At 65.2% G+C, this 21,413-nt stretch carries 18 protein-coding genes and 1 pseudogene; 6 read left to right on the top strand and 13 right to left on the bottom strand.

Going from position 1 to position 21,413, the window contains the following annotated elements:
- Positions 1–557 precede the first annotated feature (557 nt).
- Positions 558–992: a DoxX family protein gene (locus DIR46_RS17105; protein WP_109346308.1), complete on the top strand. Its 435-nt coding sequence runs from the start codon at positions 558–560 to the stop codon at positions 990–992.
- On the opposite strand, the gene DIR46_RS17100 is transcribed toward DIR46_RS17105, so the two are convergent.
- The gene (locus tag DIR46_RS17100; RefSeq protein WP_109346307.1) at positions 935–1,828 is read right to left on the bottom strand and encodes a LysR family transcriptional regulator; all 894 of its coding nucleotides are present in this window, start codon (positions 1,826–1,828) and stop codon (positions 935–937) included. The genes DIR46_RS17105 and DIR46_RS17100 overlap by 58 nt on opposite strands.
- Before the next feature lie 132 nt (positions 1,829–1,960).
- On the opposite strand from DIR46_RS17100, the gene DIR46_RS17095 reads away from it, so the two are divergent.
- Positions 1,961–2,389, top strand: a complete 429-nt coding sequence (locus DIR46_RS17095; RefSeq protein WP_109346306.1) for a DoxX family protein — start codon at positions 1,961–1,963, stop codon at positions 2,387–2,389.
- Between the two features lie 4 nt (positions 2,390–2,393).
- Here the strand turns inward: DIR46_RS17095 and DIR46_RS17090 are convergent, their stop codons facing one another.
- The 3 genes from DIR46_RS17090 to DIR46_RS17080 all read right to left on the bottom strand — a co-directional run bounded on the left by DIR46_RS17090 (position 2,394) and on the right by DIR46_RS17080 (position 5,359).
- Positions 2,394–2,813, bottom strand: a complete 420-nt coding sequence (locus DIR46_RS17090) for a hypothetical protein (protein ID WP_109346305.1) — start codon at positions 2,811–2,813, stop codon at positions 2,394–2,396.
- A gap of 68 nt (positions 2,814–2,881) precedes the next feature.
- Positions 2,882–4,609: a PQQ-dependent sugar dehydrogenase gene (locus DIR46_RS17085; protein ID WP_109346304.1), complete on the bottom strand. Its 1,728-nt coding sequence runs from the start codon at positions 4,607–4,609 to the stop codon at positions 2,882–2,884.
- Between the two features lie 45 nt (positions 4,610–4,654).
- On the bottom strand, positions 4,655–5,359 hold the full coding sequence (locus DIR46_RS17080; RefSeq protein WP_109346303.1) for a helix-turn-helix transcriptional regulator: 705 nt from the start codon (positions 5,357–5,359) through the stop codon (positions 4,655–4,657).
- Positions 5,360–5,434: 75 nt separating this feature from the next.
- Here DIR46_RS17080 and DIR46_RS17075 point away from each other — a divergent pair, with 75 nt between their 5' ends.
- Positions 5,435–5,857 carry a VOC family protein gene (locus DIR46_RS17075; RefSeq protein WP_109346302.1) on the top strand — a complete coding sequence of 141 codons (423 nt, stop codon included), beginning with the start codon at positions 5,435–5,437 and terminating at the stop codon, positions 5,855–5,857.
- Between the two features lie 62 nt (positions 5,858–5,919).
- On the opposite strand, the gene DIR46_RS17070 is transcribed toward DIR46_RS17075, so the two are convergent.
- The 9 genes and pseudogenes from DIR46_RS17070 to DIR46_RS17030 all read right to left on the bottom strand — a co-directional run bounded on the left by DIR46_RS17070 (position 5,920) and on the right by DIR46_RS17030 (position 17,733).
- On the bottom strand, positions 5,920–7,023 hold the full coding sequence (locus DIR46_RS17070; protein WP_205288990.1) for a ribonucleotide-diphosphate reductase subunit beta: 1,104 nt from the start codon (positions 7,021–7,023) through the stop codon (positions 5,920–5,922).
- A 228-nt stretch (positions 7,024–7,251) separates the two neighbouring features.
- Positions 7,252–10,182, bottom strand: a complete 2,931-nt coding sequence (locus DIR46_RS17065; RefSeq protein ID WP_109346300.1) for a ribonucleoside-diphosphate reductase subunit alpha — start codon at positions 10,180–10,182, stop codon at positions 7,252–7,254.
- A 591-nt stretch (positions 10,183–10,773) separates the two neighbouring features.
- The gene (locus DIR46_RS17060) at positions 10,774–12,234 is read right to left on the bottom strand and encodes a sigma-54-dependent transcriptional regulator (RefSeq protein WP_109346299.1); all 1,461 of its coding nucleotides are present in this window, start codon (positions 12,232–12,234) and stop codon (positions 10,774–10,776) included.
- 15 nt (positions 12,235–12,249) lie between these two features.
- The gene (locus DIR46_RS17055) at positions 12,250–13,902 is read right to left on the bottom strand and encodes a sensor histidine kinase (protein ID WP_109346298.1); all 1,653 of its coding nucleotides are present in this window, start codon (positions 13,900–13,902) and stop codon (positions 12,250–12,252) included.
- Complete coding sequence (locus DIR46_RS17050) at positions 13,903–14,151, bottom strand: PP0621 family protein (RefSeq protein WP_205288989.1); 249 nt, start codon at positions 14,149–14,151, stop codon at positions 13,903–13,905.
- Positions 14,151–14,954 (bottom strand): cytochrome C assembly family protein, encoded by an 804-nt coding sequence (locus DIR46_RS17045; RefSeq protein ID WP_109346296.1) that lies wholly within the window; start codon positions 14,952–14,954, stop codon positions 14,151–14,153. Before DIR46_RS17045 ends, DIR46_RS17050 begins: the two co-directional genes overlap by 1 nt.
- 99 nt (positions 14,955–15,053) lie before the next feature.
- Complete coding sequence (locus DIR46_RS17040) at positions 15,054–15,851, bottom strand: ABC transporter ATP-binding protein (RefSeq protein WP_109346295.1); 798 nt, start codon at positions 15,849–15,851, stop codon at positions 15,054–15,056.
- Position 15,852: 1 nt separating this feature from the next.
- Positions 15,853–16,757: pseudogene (locus tag DIR46_RS17035) on the bottom strand (ABC transporter permease).
- Positions 16,758–16,770: 13 nt separating this feature from the next.
- Positions 16,771–17,733: an ABC transporter substrate-binding protein gene (locus DIR46_RS17030; protein WP_109346294.1), complete on the bottom strand. Its 963-nt coding sequence runs from the start codon at positions 17,731–17,733 to the stop codon at positions 16,771–16,773.
- Between the two features lie 213 nt (positions 17,734–17,946).
- Between DIR46_RS17030 and DIR46_RS17025 the strand changes: the two genes are divergently transcribed.
- From DIR46_RS17025 to DIR46_RS17015, 3 genes are all read left to right on the top strand, one after another.
- Positions 17,947–19,104, top strand: a complete 1,158-nt coding sequence (locus DIR46_RS17025) for an NHL repeat-containing protein (RefSeq protein ID WP_109346293.1) — start codon at positions 17,947–17,949, stop codon at positions 19,102–19,104.
- Positions 19,105–19,306: 202 nt separating this feature from the next.
- Positions 19,307–20,674 (top strand): signal recognition particle protein, encoded by a 1,368-nt coding sequence (ffh, locus tag DIR46_RS17020; protein ID WP_109346292.1) that lies wholly within the window; start codon positions 19,307–19,309, stop codon positions 20,672–20,674.
- A 232-nt stretch (positions 20,675–20,906) separates the two neighbouring features.
- Entirely contained in the window at positions 20,907–21,287 is a 381-nt protein-coding gene (locus DIR46_RS17015; RefSeq protein ID WP_109346291.1) for an SWIB/MDM2 domain-containing protein, read from the top strand.
- Positions 21,288–21,413: the final 126 nt, after the last annotated feature.

Raw genomic sequence — 21,413 nt, 5'->3', positions numbered from 1 at the left:
CGTCGACAGGTCACCGTTCCAGCGTTTCACATCGCTACCCTTGCGGGTGCGAAAAGAAAAAGCCGCCTTGCCTGAGCAATTGGTCAGACAAGCCGGCTTGTTCTTTTCGCTTCGCTTCCGTGCATACTGTTTGGTTCAGCGTCCTATTATTCGATCGATTTTGCCCGATGCCCGCGACAATATCACATCTTCTCGATTTGACAAATTCAATCACGTAAAGTACGCGCATTCTTTGTGAGCGCGCAACCGTGAATGCCAAAAAAAGTCGTGTGATTTGGACGGTGAATTGCGCACCCGCGCGCCAATCAGCGGCATGCCCGACATGCGCTACCGCCTTTACCTATCGCATTTCACCCGATCGATAAGCGTCACGACAGCGGCCGCGGCGCGCCGCAATCCCGGCCTGCAATTCAGTTTCCAGGTTCACATAGCCACAAAGTGCCATGCACCTGCACCTTCGATCCGCGCACTGCATCTGAATCGACAGCATCCGAGTAAGTCTGGCCATACGCGACCGCATTCTTCCGCCCTATTCACGCCAGCCGAAAAGACAGACCATGAAACGCCATCCCACCCAGCAACACCCTTCCGCCGTCCCGGCGCTCGGCCGCGTCATGATGGCCATCCTCTTCATCTTCAGCGGCATCGGCAAGGTGGTCGATCCCGCACACACCATCGAGGAAATCCGCGCGGCGGGCCTGCCCTTCGCCCACCTCGGCCTGGCCATCGCGATCGGGCTCGGCTTTGGCGGCGGAGCGATGCTCGCCCTCGGCATCAGGACGCGCATGGTGGCGACCGTCCTCGCGCTGTACTGCGTCGTGGCCGGCCTCATCTTCCACAATCCGGCTGGCGGCATCCCTCAACTGGTCCACCTGATCAAGAACTTCGCGATCGCGGGAGGACTGCTGCAGGTGGCGGCCTTCGGCGCGGGCAGCTACGCGTTGGATTTGAGGCGCTCGATGAACCAGCGCCCGGCCGGCCCGGGCGGCTGATCCTTCATGAAGATCGCGTGCATCGAAAAGCCCGATCCGAGCACGGGATGCGTCTCGAGTTCGATGCGCACCAGCGCGCCACTCTCCAGGTCTTGCTCGACCATATGCAGCGGCATATTCCCCCAGCCCAGGCCAGCGCGCAGGAAGGCGCGCTTGGCGCCGAGATCGGCCAGGCGCCACACGCGCGGCGACAGCACGCCGAAGTCGCGGCCCCGGGTCAGCGTCGAGCGGTCGGTCAGCACCAGCTGCACGTAACGCCCCGCCTCCGCGCGCATCACCGTGCCTTTGGCGCTCGCCAGCGGATGGGCGGGCGCGACCACGGTTGCCGCCGGCACGCCGAGCAGGTACTCCGAGGCGCAGGCGGCCGGCACTTCCGGGAACGAACCGATCACCGCGATACGGCACTGCCCATCGAGCAGCGGCTGCACCACGGCGCCGAGCGCCTCGACGTACAGGCGCAGCGGCGTCGATGGAAATTCGCGATGGAAGGCCTGCACCGCCCCGGTGAGCTTCGCGATCGGATACATCACGTCGACCGCCACCGACAGCTCCGGCTCCAGGCCTTCGGCCAGGGTGCGCGCCCGCGCCTTGAACGCATCCATGCTGTCGGCCGCGCGGCGCGCCTCGGCCAGCAGGGCGCGTCCGGCCTCGGTCAGTTGCGGATAACGGCCCGAGCGGTCGAACAGGGCGAAACCCACCTGCGCCTCGAGATTGGCCAGCGTGTGGCTCACCACCGACTGCGCGCGCCGCAGCTTGCGGCCGGCGGCGGAAAAACTGCCCTCATCGGCTGCGGCGATAAAGGTGCGCAGCTGGTCCATGGACATCCCGTCGAGCATCCATCTACTCCATCGATAGTTGATATCGAATTATATAGGCTTCTTGGATCGATCAGCCGGGCCTAAGATGATCTCCATGGACGCCGCACACGAGATGGCGTCAACCACGACAACCATTCGAAAGGAACGACCATGACCGCCAACGCCACCCACACCAGCCAATCCATCGTCCCGGCCATCGGCCGCATCCTGATGGCCACGATCTTCGTCTTCAGCGGCGTCGGCAAGGCGCTGGCGCCGGAGGGCACCCTGGGCTACATCCAGTCGGTCGGCCTGCCTTTCGCCTCGCTCGCCCTGATCGGCGCGATCGCCATCGAGGTCGGCGGCGGCGCCCTGCTGGCTCTCGGCTACAAGACCCGCCTCGTCGCGGCTGGCCTGGCGGCGTTCTCGCTGGTGACGGCCTTCGTGTTCCATAACGCGATCGGCGACCAGAACCAGCTGATCCATCTGCTGAAGAACGTCGCGATGGCCGGTGGCCTGCTGCAGGTGGTGGCCTTCGGCGCCGGCGCCTGGAGCCTGGACGCCGCCGCCGGCCGCAAGGGCGCGCCGCTGGCAGCCTGAAAGTTCACAGGCCGAACGGGCCGTACCAGTAAGTGATGTCGATGACGCCGCCACGCTTTGAAACATAAGCCTGGCGCGTCTCGCAGTTGACGAACAGCGAGCGGAAGGTACCGTCCAGCTGGGGCGCCAGCAAGCCGGTCGGATGGCTACCGAGGGGCACCAGCGGCATGTCCGGCGTGGCCCTCACCTTCGACTCCCCAGGTTTCGGATAGGTGTTCGTGTTGAGCATGCCGGCCAGCTTGAACGCGCCATGGAGCTCACGCTCCACGGCCTGGGCAATCAGGCTGGCGCAGGCTTCGCTGCGCGGCGTGCCCCTCACATAGTCGCCGAGCACCAGCGGCGGCGCGGGAGGTTTCGGCTTCTCGGTGGCGCAGGCGCCGAGGGCGATGGCAACCAGCACGGTCAGGCAAACGTTGGGGCGCATGCGTCTACTCCGGGATCGATGCGGCGGCCGCCGCGTCGATCCATGTTAGCGCAAGCCCCGGCGTCGAGCTAGCGTTTCGCGGCGTTCTTGGGCACGATGCGCCACACTATGCCGCCGGCATCGTCCACCACCAGCAAGGCGCCGTCGGCCGCCACCTCGACCGCAGCCGGGCGGCCCCAGACGTCGCGGTCGCTGATCACCATGCCGCTCATGAAATCCTGGTACTGCCCGGTCGGCACGCCATCCTTCATGAACACGCGCGCCACCTTGTAGCCGGTGCGCACGCCGCGGTTCCAGGAGCCGTGCAGCGCGACGAAGACCTCGCCCTCGTACTCGTTCGGGAAGGCGTGCCTGGCGCCCTTCGGCGCATGGTAGACCACCATGCCCAGCGGCGCCGAGTGGGCCTGCAGCAGCACGTCCGGGGTGATCGTCTTGCCCTTCAGGTCGGGACGGATGCCCTTCAGGCGCGGGTCTTCGTTGTCGCCGATGTAGTACCACGGCCAGCCGTAGAAGCCGCCCTGCTTGACGCGGGTCAGGTAGTCCGGCGGCAGGTTGTCGCCCAGCGCGTCGCGCTCGTTCACATTGCACATCACGTCGCCGGTGGCCGGATACACCAGCAGGCCGACGCAGTTGCGCAGGCCGGTCGCATAGGTGCGGCGGTTCTTGCCGTCCGGGTCGAAGGCCATCACGGTGGCGCGGTCGGTCTCGACGCCCCAGGCGGCGCCGAAGCCGTGCTTTTTCTCCCACTCGGCGAGCGGCAGCGGCGGCTTTGGACCGATGTCGGCGGCGACGTTGGTGGCCGAGCCGATCGACAGCAGCATCGTCTTGTCGTCCTTCGAGAACACCAGGGTGCGGGTGGTGTGGCCGCCGCTGGTCTCGGACAGCTCGGGGATCACGACCTCGGCTTGCCCGCGCGCCTTCAGGTCGCCGTTGCGGTAAGGGATGCGCACCACCGAATTGACGCCCGCCACGTACAGGTATTGCGGGTTGGCGCCGGAAGGCCAGAACGCCATGCCGTAGGGACGCGCCAGGCCGGTGGCGAACACTTCGGCGGTATCGGCCTTGTCGCCGTTCTTCGAGCGCAGCACTTTCACTTCACCGGCGCCGGTCGCGGCCAGGAACACGTCGCCGTTCGGCGCGCGCAACGCCACGCGCGGCTTGTCGGCATCCTGGGCGAACACGCTCACCTCGAAGCCCGGCATCACGGTCGGCAGCGTGCCGTTCGGACGCGCCTGCAGGCGCGGGCTGTTGCCGGCGCTGTCGGTGGCGAATGGCTTGGCCAGGTCGCCCGGCTTGATGTGGAAGACCTTGCCGGGCTGGGTGTCGTCCCAGGAGCCGGCGCGGTCCGCCGGCTTGGCCGCCGCTACCGGCACGGCCGGCGCGGCTGCGGCGGTGGCCGGGCCTTGCAGGCTGGCCAGGTAGTCGATCAGCGCGGTGCGCATCTTCTGGTCCGGCAGGCCGACCGGCATCGTGGTGCCGGGCACGCGCTTGGCCGGGTCGAGCAGGAACACGTCCAGTTCTTCGCGGGTCCAGACCAGGCCTGCGGCGCCGGCCTTGGCCAGCGCGCCCGAATAAGCGAAGCCGGGGACGCCGGCGGCCTTGCGGCCGACGACGCCGAACATGCCGGGACCGGCCAGCGGCGACAGCTTCGCATCGACCGTGTGGCAGCTGGCGCAGTTGTTCTGGAAGATGGTGCGGCCGGCGGCGATCTGCGGTGCGGAGGCGGCATGAGCGACGGATACCGTCGCCAGGCTGGCGAGCATGAGGGCATGCAGCGTCAGGGTGTTGGCTTGCAAGGTTGTCTCCTGGTCAGGCGTGAAAAGCCGCCATGATAGGCCAGTTCAGGCCCGCACGCGCAAGGAACCGGCATCGGCCAGCCTGGCGCCGTAGTCGCGCAGCAGCGCCGCGCGGCGCGGCCTGAAGCTGATGCCGGTGGCCGCGACCGAGGCGATGCGATCGGCGCGGAACATGCGAAAGTCGTCGCGCAGGCAGCAGCGCGCCAGCACCACCAGCATCCGGTCGAGATAGACGATGGCGAGCGGCCAGATCGTCCGGCTGCTCGCGGCCCCATCGCGGTCGACGTAGTCGATCGTGAGCGCCTCTTCGCGCCAGCAGCAGGCGCGGATCAGCGCCATGTCGGGCAGCAGCGCGAACCGTTCGCCGAAATGGTGGACCCGCGACACCGCATGCAGCAGGTGCTGCTGGCCCAGCGACGGCAGGGTCGCGGCCACCTTGGCCAGCACCGCCTCCGCCGCCGCGGCGAGCTGGGGGTCGCCCATGCCGCGCACTTCGGCGAGGCCAAGGGTGAGCGCCTCGATCTCGATGCGGCTGAAGGTCTGTGGACGCAGGGTGCCGTCTTCGACCAGCGTATAGCCGAACCCACGCTCGCCGCCGATCTCGGCGCCGCCCGCGCGCAGCGTCTCGATGTCGCGGTAGACCGAGCGTACCGAGACGCCGGTTTCCCGCGCCAGCTGGGCCGCCGTGACCGGCGCGGGCAGGCGACGCAGGGCATCGAGGAGGCGAAACAGGCGGTTTGTGCGCGACATCTTCTACTGACAAAAACTGGCAGGACGGGTGGCTATAGTAGCACCCGTCTTCCACACCCCACCAAGGAGTTATCGATGTCCGTCCAGGTAGTCACCCACCTCAACTTCCAGGGCCAGGCGCGCGCCGCGCTGGCCTTTTACCAGTCCGTGTTCGGCGGCGACCTCGCGCAGGTCACGTATGCGCAGTTCGGCCGCGTCGCCGATCCGGCGGATGCGGAGCGGATCGCCTGGGGCCAGGTGGTCGCCCCCAACGGTTTTCGCATCATGGCCTTCGACGTGGCCAGCGGCACGCCGTGGCATCGGGGCGAGAACGCCTTCTACGTGTCGCTGCGCGGCGGTTCGGAACAGGAGATCAGGGCGCTGTGGGAGGGACTGGCGCAGGAAGCCAGCATCGTGCAGCCGCTGGCGCCGGCTCAGTGGTCGCCCTTGTACGGCATGCTGAAGGACTGTTTCGGCGTGACGTGGGTGATCGATGTCGCCGCCACGCGAGGCGCCTGAGTCGCGTAAAAAAAGAAACCCCGCAGCTGCGGGGTTTTGTCACTCAGGCGATCCGATGGCAATCAATCCCAGCTCAGGGTGCCGCCGGTCTGGTACTCGGTCACACGCGTCTCGAAGAAGTTACGCTCCTTCTTCAGGTCGATCATCTCGCTCATCCACGGGAACGGATTCTCTTCGTTCGGGAACAGCGCGTCCAGGCCGATCTGCACGGCGCGGCGGTTGGCGATGAAGCGCAGGTAGCCCTTGAACATCGGGGCGTTCAGGCCCAGCACGCCGCGTGGCATGGTGTCTTCGGCGTAGCGGTATTCCAGGTCGACCGCCTGCAGGAACAGGGCCTTGATCTCTTCGCGGAATTCCGGGGTCCACAGCTGTGGATTTTCCATCTTGATCGTGTTGATCAGGTCGATGCCGAAGTTCACGTGCATCGACTCGTCGCGCAGGATGTACTGGTACTGCTCGGCGGCGCCGGTCATTTTGTTCTGGCGGCCCAGCGCCAGGATCTGGGTGAAGCCGACGTAGAAGAACAGGCCTTCCATCAGGCAGGCGAAGACGATGATCGACTTCAGCAGCTTCTGGTCGTTCTCGGTCGTACCGGTCTTGAAGTCCGGGTTGGTCAGGACGTCGATGAACGGAATCAGGAACTGGTCCTTGTCGTGGATCGATTCGATTTCGTTGTAGGCGTTGAAGATCTCGCCTTCGTCCAGGCCCAGCGATTCGACGATGTACTGGTAGGCGTGGGTGTGGATCGCTTCTTCGAAGGCCTGGCGCAGCAGGTACTGGCGGCACTCGGGCGCGGTGATGTGGCGGTAGGTGCCCAGCACGATATTGTTCGCGGCCAGCGAGTCGGCGGTCACGAAGAAGCCCAGGTTGCGCTTGACCAGGCGGCGCTCGTCTTCCGACAGGCCGTTCGGGTTTTTCCACAGCTCGATGTCGCGCTGCATGTTCACTTCTTGCGGCATCCAGTGGTTCGCGCAACCGGCCAGGTATTTGTCCCATGCCCACTTGTACTTGAACGGCACCAGCTGGTTCACGTCGGTTTCGCCGTTGATGATGCGCTTGTCGTCGGCGTTGACGCGCTTGGCCACTTCAGCGGCGGGGGCGGCGTCAAGGTTGGCGGCTTGTGGGGCGCGCTGGGCGCTGGTTGGTTCGTCGTCCCAAGAGAGCATGATGATTTCCTTCCGTGGTGGCCTGTCGCGTTGGGCGCGGTGAGGTCACGTGTGTGTGTTGATAATTTTGTCGGCCGACGAGGGGGAACCTGTGGGGGTTCGCGTGGTGCTGGCGAACTTGGGTTCCCGCCTGCGCGGGAAGTCGTTTCCGCCAGTGGCGGGAACGACAAACTGACTTGATCTGGGGTGCGAGCGAACCATTCGGTCGGCCCGCACCTGGTTACAGCATTACTGGCAGGCTTCGCATTCCTCGAAACCGTCGTCGCCCGGACGCAGGTAGCAGGCGGCGCCTTCGGCTTCCGGTGCGGCTGGTGCTGCTGCCGCGGCGGCGGCGACCGAAGCGGCTGCCGGTGCTGCATGACCTGCCTGCAGGCCGCCCGAGACCGGCACGGCGTTCAGGGCGCCGGTGCGGGTGGTCGACTTCTCCAGGTGGGTCGCGGCGATGGTGCGCAGGTAGTAGGTGGTCTTCAGGCCACGCAGCCACGCCAGCTTGTAGGTCTCGTCCAGCTTCTTGCCCGAGGCGCCGGCCATGTAGATGTTCAGCGACTGCGCCTGGTCGATCCACTTCTGGCGGCGCGAGGCGGCTTCCACCAGCCACTTCGGCTCCACTTCGAAGGCGGTCGCGTAGATGTCGCGCAGGTCTTGCGGCACGCGGTCGATCTTCGAGAGCGAACCGTCGAAGTACTTCAGGTCGGCGATCATGACTTCGTCCCACAGGTCGCGCGCCTTCAGGTCGCGCACCAGGTAGGAGTTGATCTCGGTGAATTCGCCCGACAGGTTCGACTTCACGTACAGGTTCTGGAAGGTCGGCTCGATGCAGGCCGACACGCCGATGATGTTCGAGATGGTCGCGGTCGGAGCGATCGCCACGCAGTTCGAGTTACGCATGCCGAACTGCTTGATGCGCTCGCGCACCACGGTCCAGTCCATCGATTCGCTGGTGTCCTGCTCCAGGTAGCCGCCGCGTTCCTCGGCCAGCAGCTTGATCGAGTCCTGCGGCAGGATGCCGCGGTCCCACAGCGAGCCGGTGTAGGTCTCGTAGCGGCCGCGTTCCTCGGCCAGCTCGGTCGACGCCAGGTAGGCGTAGTAGCAGACCGCTTCCATCGAGGTGTCGGCGAACTTGACGGCCTGCTCCGATGCGAACGGGATGCGCATCATGTGCAGGCAATCCTGGTGACCCATGATGCCCATGCCCACCGGACGGTGGCGCAGGTTCGAGTTGCGCGCCTTTTCCACCGCGTAGTAGTTGATGTCGATGACGTTGTCCAGCATGCGCATCGCGGTGCGGATGGTCTTCTGCAGCTTGACGTGGTCCAGGCCATCGCCCTTCATGTGCTGCGGCAGGTTCACCGAGCCCAGGTTGCAGACGGCGATTTCGTCGGCGCTGGTGTTCAGGGTGATCTCGGTGCACAGGTTCGACGAGTGCACCACGCCCACGTGCTGCTGCGGCGAACGGATATTGCATGGGTCCTTGAAGGTGATCCATGGGTGGCCGGTCTCGAACAGCATCGACAGCATCTTGCGCCACAGGTCCATGGCTTCGATCTTCTTGAAGACCGCCATTTCGCCGTTGGCGGCCTTGGCTTCATAGGCCAGGTAGGCTTTTTCGAAGGCCTTGCCGGTCAGGTCGTGCAGGTCTGGCGTCTCGGATGGCGAGAACAGGGTCCAGGCGCCCTTTTCCATCACGCGCTTCATGAACAGGTCGGGAATCCAGTTCGCGGTGTTCATGTCGTGGGTGCGGCGGCGGTCATCGCCGGTGTTCTTGCGCAGGTCCAGGAATTCTTCGATGTCCAGGTGCCAGGTTTCCAGGTAGGCGCAGACCGCGCCCTTGCGCTTGCCGCCCTGGTTCACCGCCACGGCGGTGTCGTTGACCACTTTCAGGAACGGGACCACGCCCTGCGAACGGCCGTTGGTGCCCTTGATGCGCGAACCCAGCGCGCGCACCGGCGTCCAGTCGTTGCCCAGGCCACCGGCAAACTTCGACAGCAGTGCGTTTTCCTTGATGGCGTCGTAGATGCCTTCCAGGTCGTCGCCGACGGTGGTCAGGTAGCACGACGACAGCTGCGAGCGGCGGGTGCCCGAGTTGAACAGGGTCGGGGTCGAGCTCATGAAGTCGAACGACGACAGCAGGTTGTAGAACTCGATGGCGCGCGCTTCGCGGTCGTCTTCGCGCAGGGCCAGGCCCATCGCGACACGCATGTAGAAGGCCTGCGGCATTTCGATGCGCACGTCGCGCACGTGCAGGAAGTAGCGGTCGTACAGGGTCTGCAGGCCGATGTAGCCGAACTGCAGGTCGCGGTCGGCGACGATGGCTTTCGCCAGGCGCTCGAGGTCGTACTTGCCGAGCTCTTCGTCCAGCAGCTCGTTGTGGATGCCCTTGGCGATGTATTGCGGGAAGTAGGTCAGGTATTCGGCGGCGGCGCCGGCTTGCGGCACTTCGTGGCCGAAGACTTCTTTACGGATGGTGTGCAGCAGGATGCGGGCGGTCACCTGGCTGTAGGCCGGGTCCTTTTCCATCAGGGCTCTAGCCGCAAGGATGGCGGACTTGTACAGCTCTTCGACCGGCACGCCGTCGTACAGGTTCTTCAGGGTCTCGGCGACGATCGCGTCGGCGTCGACGTGCTTTTCCAGGCCCGAGCAGGCGGCGCCCACCAGGGCGTGGACGTCGTTGATGTCCAGCAGGCGGCGCTCACCGCCATCGACCACGTGGATCTGCGGCGCGGCGACCGGGGCGCCGCCGGCGGCTTCCTTGGCCGCGCGGCGCTCGTCCATGCGCTTGGCGCGGTACAGCACGTATTCACGCGCGACGTCGTGCTCGCCCGAACGCATCAGCGACAGCTCGACCTGGTCCTGCACGTCTTCGATGTGGAAGGTGCCGCCGTTCGGCTGGCGGCGCACCAGCGCGGCCACGACGTTACCGGTCATCTGTTCCACCAGCTCGCGGATGCGCGCCGAGACCGCGCCCTGGCCGCCGGCCACGGCCAGGAAGGCCTTGGTCATCGCGACCGAGATCTTGTGCGGCTCGAAAGCGACGACGGCGCCGTTGCGGCGGATGACGCGGTAGTCGCCGCGCGCGACGATCTCGGCCGGGGTTGGGCTGGTCGACGCCGATCCTGGGGTGACGTGCTGGTTGATCGAGATGTTCTGTGCTGTTTGCATTGAGCCTCCAGGATGAGCGGTCGGGACCACTACTTGTTTACACGGGGACCGTCTTGCGTCTTCCGCGCCCCGGTCCGTCAACAAAATTGTAGAAAAACGATACCCCGCCAATCGGTAGCCCAGGCTGGCAAACCAGAAAAGCAGGGTACAAATAAAATTAAATAAAGCGTGTCGGCAAGTGACTGATTGACTGTCCGATGAACAAACTTGTGGGCAACTTGTGGACAACCCGCGGACAACTCGCTGCTAGCGACTCCGCTAGTATCTTTCAGTCTGCTACCACTACATCTAGTGCCGAGCTTTGATATCAGACTAATTGTAGTACCTGATTTGCCGTACAGGCAAGCGAATAAATGCCCAAAATTTTTGGTTTTAACGTTCGCGAGCCTTGACATTTGGCGGTCGCCCAACAGAAGGGGACGTCGCTGTGAGCGAGTACTAACATCAGGGAAATTTCCGGAAAAGCGAGCAGGCGGCCATCCGTTTTCTCACTCGTCAATATAGGGCAGCGCTGCCCTGTAGCGGTGCATTGTGCACCAGTTTAATTACCGGAAAGTAACAACAAGTGGGACATCGGCCATCGGCAGGCGATCAGTCCTCGGGCGCGCAGATCTCCAGCTTCTGCATCTGGTAGCGCAACTGGCGTACGCTGATCCCGAGCAGGGCTGCCGCCTGGGTGCGGTTGAACTGGGTCTGCTGCAGCGCGCGCCCGATGATGTCGCGTTCGACCTGCTCAAGATATTCGGGCAGGTTGCTCGGCAGTTCGGCCGGGCCGAGGGCGACCGGCGCAGCTACCGGCCTGGGATCGGGTAAAGGAGGCAGTTCAATGGAAGGAATCGCCGGCGCCGGAGCCGGCTCCGCCGCCGCGACCGGCGAAGCCGTCTCGCTCCGCCCTCCTTCCGCCGGCCGCGCCGCCTTGAGCGACAGGTCCCCGACCTGGATCACGCCATCGTTGGCGAACGCCAGCGCCCGCTCCAGCACGTTCTCCAGCTCGCGCACATTGCCAGGGAAGGAATACGCCTTCAATGCCTCCAGCACGCCCGGCCCGAGCGAGGCCTGCCCCGGCCCGGCCAGCCGGTCCAGGATGCCATTCGCCAGCAGGGCCAGGTCGTCCAGCCGCTCGCGCAGCGGCGGCAGCGCCAGCTCGATCACGTTCAGGCGATAAAACAGGTCTTGCCTGAACTTGCCCGTCTCGACGCAGCGCGCCAGGTCCTGGTGGGTGGCGCTGATGATGCGCACGTCGACCGGTTCCTCGCCCGTGGCGCCGATCTTGCGCACGCGCCGCTCCTGGATCGCGCGCAGCAGCTTGACCTGCATCGCCAGCGGCAGGTCCGCCACCTCGTCCAGCATCAGGGTGCCGCCGTTGGCGGCCTGGAAGAAGCCATCGCGCTCCTCGGCCGCGCCGGTGAAGGCGCCCTTGCGGTAGCCGAAGAACTCGGCCTCCATCAGGGTTTCGGGGATGGCGCCGCAGTTCACCGCCACGAAGGGTTTGCCGGCACGCGAACTCTGGGCGTGGATCTCGCGCGCCGCCAGCTCCTTGCCGCTGCCCGATTCGCCGGTGATCGAGATCGGCGCCATCGAGCGCGCCAGGCGCGCGATCTGGGCGCGCAGCGACTGCATCGCCGGCGAATGGCCGATCATGCGCGAGGCCAGCGCGCCGCCGTCGGCCGCCGCGGCGCCCCCTTCCGACAATTTCAGGGCCGAGCGCACCATCACGCGCAGCGCGTCGAGCGCCACCGGCTTGGCGATGTAGTCGAAGGCGCCGGCCTTCAGCGCCACCACCGCGTTCTCGGCGCTGCCGTAGGCGGTGATCACGGCGACCGGCGTGCCCTTGCCCGAGGCGGCGACCTCGCGCACCAGTTCCAGCCCCAGGCCATCCGGCAGGCGCATATCAGTGAGCACCAGTGCGTACTGGTGCTCTTCAAACAGACTACGCGCCTGGCGCAACGTGGCGGCGCTGTCGACGTCCAGGCCCATCTTGAGCAGGGTGATCTCGAGCAGCTCGCGCAGGTCGGCTTCGTCGTCGAGCACCAGGATGCGGGGCGCGCTCATGGGGCACCTCGTGGCTTATTCGAGGGCAAAGGTGATGACAAAGCGGCCGCTGGCCTTGCGCGGTCCCAGCGCGGACGGATCGAACCGGTATTCATAATCGAGTTTCGCATCGTTGTTCAGGCACAGTTCGCGCGCCAGGTAGAGTCCCAGGCCGGTCCCCTTGCTCGACGTAGTATAGAAGGGCTCGAACAGGTGGTCGCGCACTTCAGGCGTGATGCCGGGGCCGTCGTCCTGCACGTGCAGCTCGCGCCGGCCGGCGGCGTCGCGCGCCGGGAAGATGCGGATGCTGGCCGGCTGGCGGCTGGCGTAACGCACCGCATTGTTCAGCAGGTTGAGCAAGACCTCGTGCAGGTGCAGCGGATCGAAGCGCACCGCGCTGCCGCCCGGGTCGCCTATATAGACTATATCACCGGCCAGGCCGTGGATTTCGCAGAATTCGGCCTTCAGCTCTTCCAGGAAAGGGCCGAGCGCCACCGGTTCGCCGTTCGGCTGGGCCTTGCGCGACAGTTGCAGGATGTCTTCCACCATGCGGTTCACGCGCGTCACGTTGTCACGCACGATCTTCAGCAGGCGCACCTCGGCCGGGCCGTGCAGGTCTTCGGCCAGCAGATCGGTGGCGTGGCCGATCGCCGACAGCGGGTTGCGTACCTCGTGCGCGATGCTGGCGGTCAGGCGGCCCATCGAGGCCAGCTTGAGTTGCTGCGCCTGGTTTTCGATGGCGCTCACGTCCTGCATGAAGATCACGCTGCGGCCGGCCGCCTCGCCGCCGTCGGCCACGCGCGCGAAGCGCAGCTTGAGGTGCACCGGCTGGTCGCGCCGCCCGCGCACGTCACCGGCGCCGTCGCCTTCGCGATAGGGTTTGAGGGTGACGAAGGCCTTGTCGTTGTCGGGACCGGCCAGCCAGGCGTCGAAGGCCAGCGCCACCGGCTCGAAGGCGGGCGCAGCGCGCAGCGAGAACACCGAGGTATCGGCCAGGCCCAGCATGCGCCGCGCCGCCGGGTTGCCGGTGAAGACGGCGCCGTCCTCCCCCACCACCAGGATGCCGTCGCCGACGTCGGCGATCACGATCTCGTTGATCGCCTGCTGGATGCGCAGGTCGGCGCCGCGCTGGGCCGCCAGTTCTTCCTGCTTGAGCAGGCGCGCCGCCAGGCGGTTGACCATCAGCACGCCGGCGAAGAAGGCGGCGCCGAACAGGCCGGCCTGCATCAGGGGCGGGTCGCGCCCCTCGATCACCAGCTGCCAGAGGTTCAGGCCGAGCAGGAACAGGGTGGCGACCGCCGCCGAGAACAGCGCCAGCACCAGCGGCGCCAGGATCGCGGCGCCGGCCAGCGGAAACAGATACAGGATGCCCAGGCCGCTGCGCATGCCGCCGGCGGCCAGGTACAGCAGCGAAATCACCAGCAGGTCGACCGCGATCTGCAGCCCGAGCTGGATCAGGAAGCGGCGCTGCCAGCGCGCCGCCAGCGCGAACATCGCCGCGGTCAGCACATAGAAGACGCAGGTTTCGGTGTTGACCGGGTCGGGGCGCAGCGTGCCGCTTTCCACGTCGACGCCCAGGTACAGCAGCAGCACCAGGGCGATGACGATGCGGGTGACGGTGAAGGTCTGGAGCGAGCGCCACAGGGTCACGCGCGCGCCCGCCGACAGCGTGCCGGTGGCGGCCTTCAACTACTTGGGCGGCAGGCGCACGTGGCCTGGCGAGCAGTAATCCAGGCCGTCGGCCTTCACCGTCTCGGACGCCGGGAAGTAGACGCCGCAGTGCGCGCACTGGGCCATGGCCTCGATCTGGCCGGGCGCCGCGGCCGGCCCGCGCCCCATGTCGGGCGGAACCCCATGGCGTTTGACCATCGCGCGCAGCTTGCTGCGCACGGCGAAGACGATGAGGACGATGAGGGCAATCCAGAACAAGATACGCATCAGTAGACTCCCCGGTGCAGGACGACTTCGAGCACGAAGCGGCTACCGACGTAGGCCAGCGCCAGGGTGGCGAAGCCTGCCAGCGTGAAGCGCAGCGCGGTCTTGCCGCGCCAGCCCTGCCACTTGCGCCCGGCCAGCAGCGCCGCGAACAGCGCCCACGAGAGCAGCGCGAACACGCTCTTGTGGTCGAGCAGCAGCGGCCGGCCGAACACCTGTTCGGAGAACACGAAGCCCGACAATACCGTCAGGCTGAGCAAGACGAAGCCGATCCAGATCACACGGAACAACAGTTTTTCCATGGTGAGCAACGCCGGGAGCTGGTCGAGCGCGGAGCCAAACCAGCCGCCGCCGGCGGTGCGGGTATGCAGCCGCGTCTCTTGCAGTGCCATCAGCACGGCGTGGAACGCGGCGATGGTCAGGGTGCTGTAGGCCAGCACCGCAACCGCGATATGCCAGCCGAAGGCGGCGGTTTTGCCGGCCAGCGGCGTCAGGGTGCCCGGGAACAGCAGCGGCAACAGCGTGGCCGCCGCCGCGAACGGCATCACCAGGCGGCGCAGGCCGTCGAGGGCGAAATTACGGTTCTCGAACCAGTAGGCGGCCACCGACACCCACAAGGCGCTGGAAATCATGATGGCGAAGCCGACCCGCAGCCGTCCCGGCACCGTCACGTCCATGCCGAGCGCGACGCCATGCAGGGCCCAGGCCCCGGCGGTCACGCCCGAGATGACGGCGCCCAGCCGCGTCGGCAGCAGGGCGCATACCGCGTACAGGAAGGCAGCGGCAAGGAAGAGGGAATTCTGCATAACAGGAGTCTACACCATCGGCGAACGGCGGGGGTAAGGCCCCCAGGTGGAAGCCCCCCTTCCGCCGATGGCGCCGCCACATATATATATGGCGGACGTTCAATCGACCGCCGCCATGCGCAACTCGTCGTTGTGATGCCGCTCCTGCTCTTCCATCACCATCAGCCCCAGCTCGCGCTTGAGCTGGTTGAATTCCGGCGCCGCCGGGTCGCGCGGACGCGCGATCCCGACCAGCAGATCGCGCTTGATCGTCCCCGGCCGGTACGTCATCACGACGATGCGGTCGGCCAGGTAGATCGCCTCCTCGATGCTGTGGGTGACGAACAGGATCGTCTTTTTCAGCTCGGCCCACAGGCGCAGCAGTTCGTCCTGCAGGTTGCGCCGGGTGAGCGCGTCGAGCGCGCCGAAGGGTTCGTCCATCAGCAGGATCGGCGAATCGAGCGCCAGCACGCGCGCGATCGCCACCCGCTGGCGCATGCCGCCGGACAGGTCCTTCGGATAGCGGGTGCGAAAATCGGCCAGCGACAGCAGCTTGAGCAGCTCGTCCACCCGGCGCTCGATCTCCGGTCCGCGCATGCGCTTGATCTCGAGGCCGAAGCGGATGTTCTGCTCGACCGTCATCCAGGGAAACAGCGCGTATTCCTGGAACACCATGCCGCGCTGCGGACCCGGCCCGGTGACCGGGCGGCCGTCGACCAGGATCTCGCCGGAGGACGGCGGCGCGAAGCCGGCCACCGCATTGAGCAGGGTCGACTTGCCGCAGCCCGAAGGGCCGAGCAGGCAGGTGAACTGCCCGCGTTCGAGCGCCAGGTCGATGCCCTGCAGGGCCACCACCGGATGGTCTTCGGCGCCGAACACTTTATGGACGCCTTCGATACGGATATGGATATCGCTCATGTCAGTGCTCCAGGCCGCGGTGCCAGCGCAGCAGATGATTGTTCAATCGAGTCACGCCGATGTCGATCAGGAGGCCCAGCACGCCGATGCTGATCATTCCGGCGATGACCTTGTCGGACCAGAAGTACTCGCGCGCTTCCGAGATGCGGAACCCCAGGCCGCTGTTCACGGCGATCATCTCGGCCACGATCACGACGATGAAGGCGGTGCCGATCCCGATCCGCACGCCGGACAGGATGTAAGGCACCGCCGCCGGCAGGATCACGCGCAGGAACGTCGTCAGCCTGCCGGCGCCGAGGTTGTGCGCCGCGCGCAGATAGATGCCGTCGACCTGGCGCACGCCGGCGATCGTGTTCATCAGGACCGGAAAGAAGGCCCCGATCGCAATCAGGAACACCGCCGGCGGATTACCGAGCCCGAACCACAGCATCGCCAGCGGGATGTAGGCGATCGGCGGGATCGGCCGCAGCACCTGCACCAGGGGATTCATCCAGGCGTGCACGCGCCCGCTCGCCCCCATCGCCAGCCCGAGCGGCAGCGCCAGCCCGGCGCCGATGGCGAGGCCCACCACCACCCGGTACAGGCTGGCGATGACGTCCACCGGCAGCTCGCCCGACAGCGCCCATTTGAGCCAACTGAGCCAACTGAGCCAACTGAGCCAACTGAGCCAGCCGCCGCCGGTGTACTGCGCGAACGGCTCCAGCGGAAGCAGGAGTCGACCCACTTGCGCCACACGTCCAGCGGCGCCGGCAGCACCTGGCGGTCGACCAGGCCGCTGGCCGCCACCCATTGCCAGAGCGCGATGGCCAGCACCGGCACCACCAGGCCGGTGGCGGCGTCGTTCCATCGGAGCCGCCGATCGTGCGCCCCCCGTCGCGGCCTCTTGTGTCGTTCGATACGTTCCATGATCGATGCTCCCTTACTGGATGTTCAGGCTTTTCTTGGCCGAAGCCAGCAGGTCGGTACGGACCCAGTCGCTGGCCAGCGGCGGACGCGCCATGCGCCCCACCCCGGTCTGCGCCATGACGTCGGTCGTGACCTGGATGTGCTGGGGCGTGATGTCGTAGGAGTACGGCGAATTGGCCATCGCCGCGCGGAAGTCGGCGGTCGTGATCTGGCCCTTGAACATCGACTGGCGCACATACTGCTCGGCGATGTCGGGCCGGTCGATGAAGGTGCGCGTGGCTTGCACGAAGCAGCGCATGAACTTCTCGGCCAGCGGCCGGCGCTCGCGGTAGAACTTCTCGGTCATGACCATGGTGCGCACCGGCTCGCCGATCGGCGTCCCGTAGGGTTTCATGACCTCCACCCCGAAGCCCATATTGATCGCCTGCGACGATTGCGGCTCGGATTGCATCATCGCGTCGATGTGCCGGCCCAGCAGCGCCTGGTTCAGCTCGGGATAGGACAGGTAGACCAGCTGCACGTCCTTGCGGCCGGTGGTGTCGGCGCTCAGCCTGTTGCGCGCCAGCTCGGCCATCAGGAGCACTTCCTGGATGCCGCCGCGGGTGACGCCCACTCTTGTCCCCTTGAGCTGAAGGATGGACGCGATCTTCAGCTCGGGCCGCGCCACCAGCCGCGCCCCGCCGCGCGCGAACCCTGCCACCACCACCACCGGGGCGCCGCCGGCGCGGCCCTGGATCGCGGCCTCGGACGCGGTGGCGCCCACGTCCAGTTCGCCGGCGATGATGGCCTGCATGATGTCCAGTCCCTTGGCGAACATCTTTTCCTCGACCCGAATGCCGCAGCCCGGCGCGATTTCCTTGATATAGGACACCGCGCCGAAATGCGCCAGCTTCAGGTTGCCCAGCCTGATTACTTCTTGGGCCTTCACCGGACTACACAACGCAAGCCAGGTGATAACAACCGGAATCCACCTCATGCTTTTCTCCTGGAGATATGAACGACTTCTGCTTGAAATTACCAGAAGGCAAGATGCATTCAGAGGAAGCTTTTGTCATTGCGAAATAGCAAGAGAAGAAGAATCATTTTTTAAAAAACTGGTCATTCGCGTGACAATTAACGTCATTTCGATTGCTTCGAGATGGGCATAATCTGTTTATACCGTGCCAATCCCAACATTTTTGAACGATCCATGATGATCTTCCGACCTCTATTGCTGTGTTTGATGCTGACCGCCTGCGGCAGCGGTAGCGACGACGATCGGCCATCCGATTCGCCGCCGGTTTCCGGCGCCACGATGAGCCTCGCCAGTCCAAGCCTGCGCACGATCGCGGGTGGCACCCCGATTCCCATCAATGCCACCTTGTCCAGCGGCGGCGCTGTACGCTGGCGGCTCTCGGCCGGCGCACCCGGCTCGCTCAGTGCGAGCACTGGCGCCTCGGTCAGGTATCTGCCCCCGGCTGGCGCGATCGCGACCGAATCGATCGTCACCGTGACCGCCAGTGGCGACGGCGCAACCGCCTCGCTCAAGCTCGCGGTGACGCCGGATCCGGGGCCGCCGGGATTGCGCCTGATCGCCGGCAGTGGCCAGCGGCTGACCCAGGACGGTATCGGCGCCGCGGCATCTTTCGCCTCGCCGAATCAACTGGCGCGGGATCGGCCCGGCAATATCTACGTAATGGAGTACTTTTATATAGGCAACGCAGTTTGGCCGGCCCCACGCTTACGCAAGATAGCGCCCAACGGGGCCGTGACGACGCTCGCCGCTATCATCAACGGTACCTACACCTGGTTCGGCCAGCCCGATACGAACGGAAATGGCGCCAGCCTTGACGGCGCCAACGGCATGGAAGGGGACCTCGAGGGGAATCTGTATATTGCCGTCGCTCGAGGTCATGGCCATACCGGCGAAATCCCGGGGCGCGCAGGGGCCATTTTCAAGATTGCGCCTTCGGGCGACATGCGGCTGCTGGCAGGGACCACGGAAGACCTGCATCTCGGTGTCAACATCAAACCGATTGACGGCACCGGCGGCGAAGCGCGCTTTGTGCGCCCCTCGCTCATCGGCGGCGATCTCGATGGCAACCTGTTTGTGTTCGACGGTACTAATATTCCAGGATTAGGTTTGCCGCTCAATTCCCATGTACCCCGTAAAGCCACCTCGTCCGGCGTAGTCACCACCCTGCAAGCCTTCCCTGCCCATCTGAATGCGGACATGAATGGCAATACCTACCGCTTCGACCAGGCCACCAATACGATCGTCCGGACGACCCCGAAGGCGTCACCAGCAAGGAGGCAGACGCGCCCTACTGCGACGACTATCCATCGAACGTCACATCGACCTGCGTGACCGACATCATCCCGGAGGGGGGCGCGTCATATCTGATCATTAGTGGCTATCGCGTGGTCCGCATGGTGGTGCGCCACTGACTCGAGCGTCAGACAGGCGGAATCGACAGCGCCGCACTAAGGTAGAATGACGTTTTTCCCGCAGCCCGCCGCCATTGGTCCGGGCTGCGACTATATGCACGTTATTTTTCCTGAGACGCGACATGCTAGATAACCTCACCCAACGCCTTGCCAAGGTCGTCAAGACCATGCGCGGCGAGGCCCGCCTGACCGAGGCGAACACCGCGGAAATGCTGCGCGAAGTGCGCATGGCCCTGCTCGAGGCGGACGTGGCGCTGCCGGCGGTGCGCGAATTCATCGCCAAGGTCAAGGAGAAGGCCCTGGGCGAAGAAGTCGTCGGCTCGCTGTCGCCCGGCCAGGCCCTGGTCGGCGTGGTGCAGAAAGAGCTGGCCGCCCTGATGGGCGCCGACCTCGGCCCAGAGGCTACCCAGCTCTCCTTCGCCCAGCAGCCGCCCGCGATCATCCTGATGGCCGGCCTGCAGGGTGTGGGCAAGACCACCACCACCGGTAAACTGGCCAAGTACCTCAAGGAACAAAAGAAGAAGAAAGTCCTGACCGTCTCGGCCGACGTCTACCGTCCCGCCGCGATCGCCCAGCTCGAATCGGTGACCAAGCAGGTGGGCGCCGACTTCTTCCCCTCCACCGCCAGCGACAAGCCGGTCGACATCGCCCGCAACGCGCTGGACTGGGCCAAGAAGCATTACCACGACGTCCTGATCATCGACACCGCCGGCCGCCTGGGCATCGACGAGGCGATGATGCAAGAGATCGCCGCCGTGCACGGCGCCGTCAAGCCGGTCGAGACCCTGTTCGTGGTCGACGCCATGCTGGGCCAGGATGCGATCAACACCGCCAAGGCCTTCAACGACGCCCTGCCCCTGACCGGCATCGTGCTGACCAAGCTCGATGGCGATTCGCGCGGCGGCGCGGCGCTGTCGGTGCGTCACGTGACCGGTAAACCAATCAAGTTCGCCGGCGTGTCCGAAAAACTCGACGGCCTGGAAGCCTTCGACCCCACCCGCATGGCCAACCGCGTGCTGGGCATGGGCGACATCCTGGCGCTGGTCGAAGAAGCGCGCAAGGGCGTCGACGCCGAGGCGGCGGCCGAACTGGCCAACAAGATCAAGGTCGGCGGCCGCTTCGACATGAACGACTTCAAGGCGCAGCTCACGCAAATGAAGAAAATGGGCGGCATGGCCGGCCTGATGGATAAACTTCCAGCCCAGTTCCAGCAGGCTGCGAGCGGCGCCAATATGGACCAGGCCGAGAAATCGGTGCGCCGCATGGTCGGCATCATTGATTCGATGACCCCGGGCGAGCGCGCCAAGCCCGAGCTGATCAAGGCCAACCGCAAGCGCCGCATCGCGGCCGGCGCCGGCGTGCAGGTGCAGGAAGTGAACCGCATGCTGAACCAGTACGACCAGATGCAGACCATGATGAAAAAGCTCAAGGGCGGCGGCCTGATGAAGATGATGCGCGGGATGAAGGGCATGATGCCCGGCATGCGCTAATCTGCATGTCAATCGGCGAGAACCGCGCAAGGTATCAGTTTGCGCGGTTTTTTTTCGCCGCTTGTCAGCGTTTTTTCGTTCTCATGCGTTGTTGTGTGCGATAGCGCCCATTTGGCGGGTTTTAAGAGTGAAAAAGTTTTGAAAAAGACTTGCACGTTCTGTAAAACGCTACCAATATAGGCGTGCGATAAATTACGCACTTTTCCACGTGTTCGTTTTAGGAGGCTCGAAGATGGCAACAGCCAAAAAAACCACTGCAGCGCCAGCAAAAAAAGACGCTGCCAAGCCTGCTGCAGCGGCCAAGCCGGCAGCAAAAAAGGCAGCACCAGCAGCGAAGTCGGCCGATAAGCCGGCAGCCGCGCGCAAGCCAAATGCTGCTTTCATGAAAGCCATGACCCCGTCCGCCACGCTGGCCGCCGTCGTCGGCGACAAGCCGCTGCCGCGCACCGAAGTGACCAAGAAGGTCTGGGATTACATCAAGTCGAAAGACCTGCAAGACGCAGCAAATCGCCGCATGATCAATGCCGACGACAAGCTGAAAGCCGTTTTCGGCGGCAAGGCACAAGTCTCGATGTTCGAAATGACCAAGCTCATTTCGGATCACCTGAAATAAGCCACTCCTTATTTCAAAAGCTTCGAGCTTAAACAAAAGCCCCGGTTTCAAACCGGGGCTTTTGTTATTCAGCTGTAAATAATAGTGGCAAGTGGTTGATGACTCGCGGGATCGACGCGGCGCGCC

The sequence above is a fragment of the Massilia oculi genome, assembly GCF_003143515.1.
Taxonomy (GTDB): domain Bacteria; phylum Pseudomonadota; class Gammaproteobacteria; order Burkholderiales; family Burkholderiaceae_D; genus Telluria; species Telluria oculi.
The sequence above is the reverse complement of the archived record's forward strand: the minus strand, read 5'-3'. Positions and strand labels throughout refer to the sequence as shown.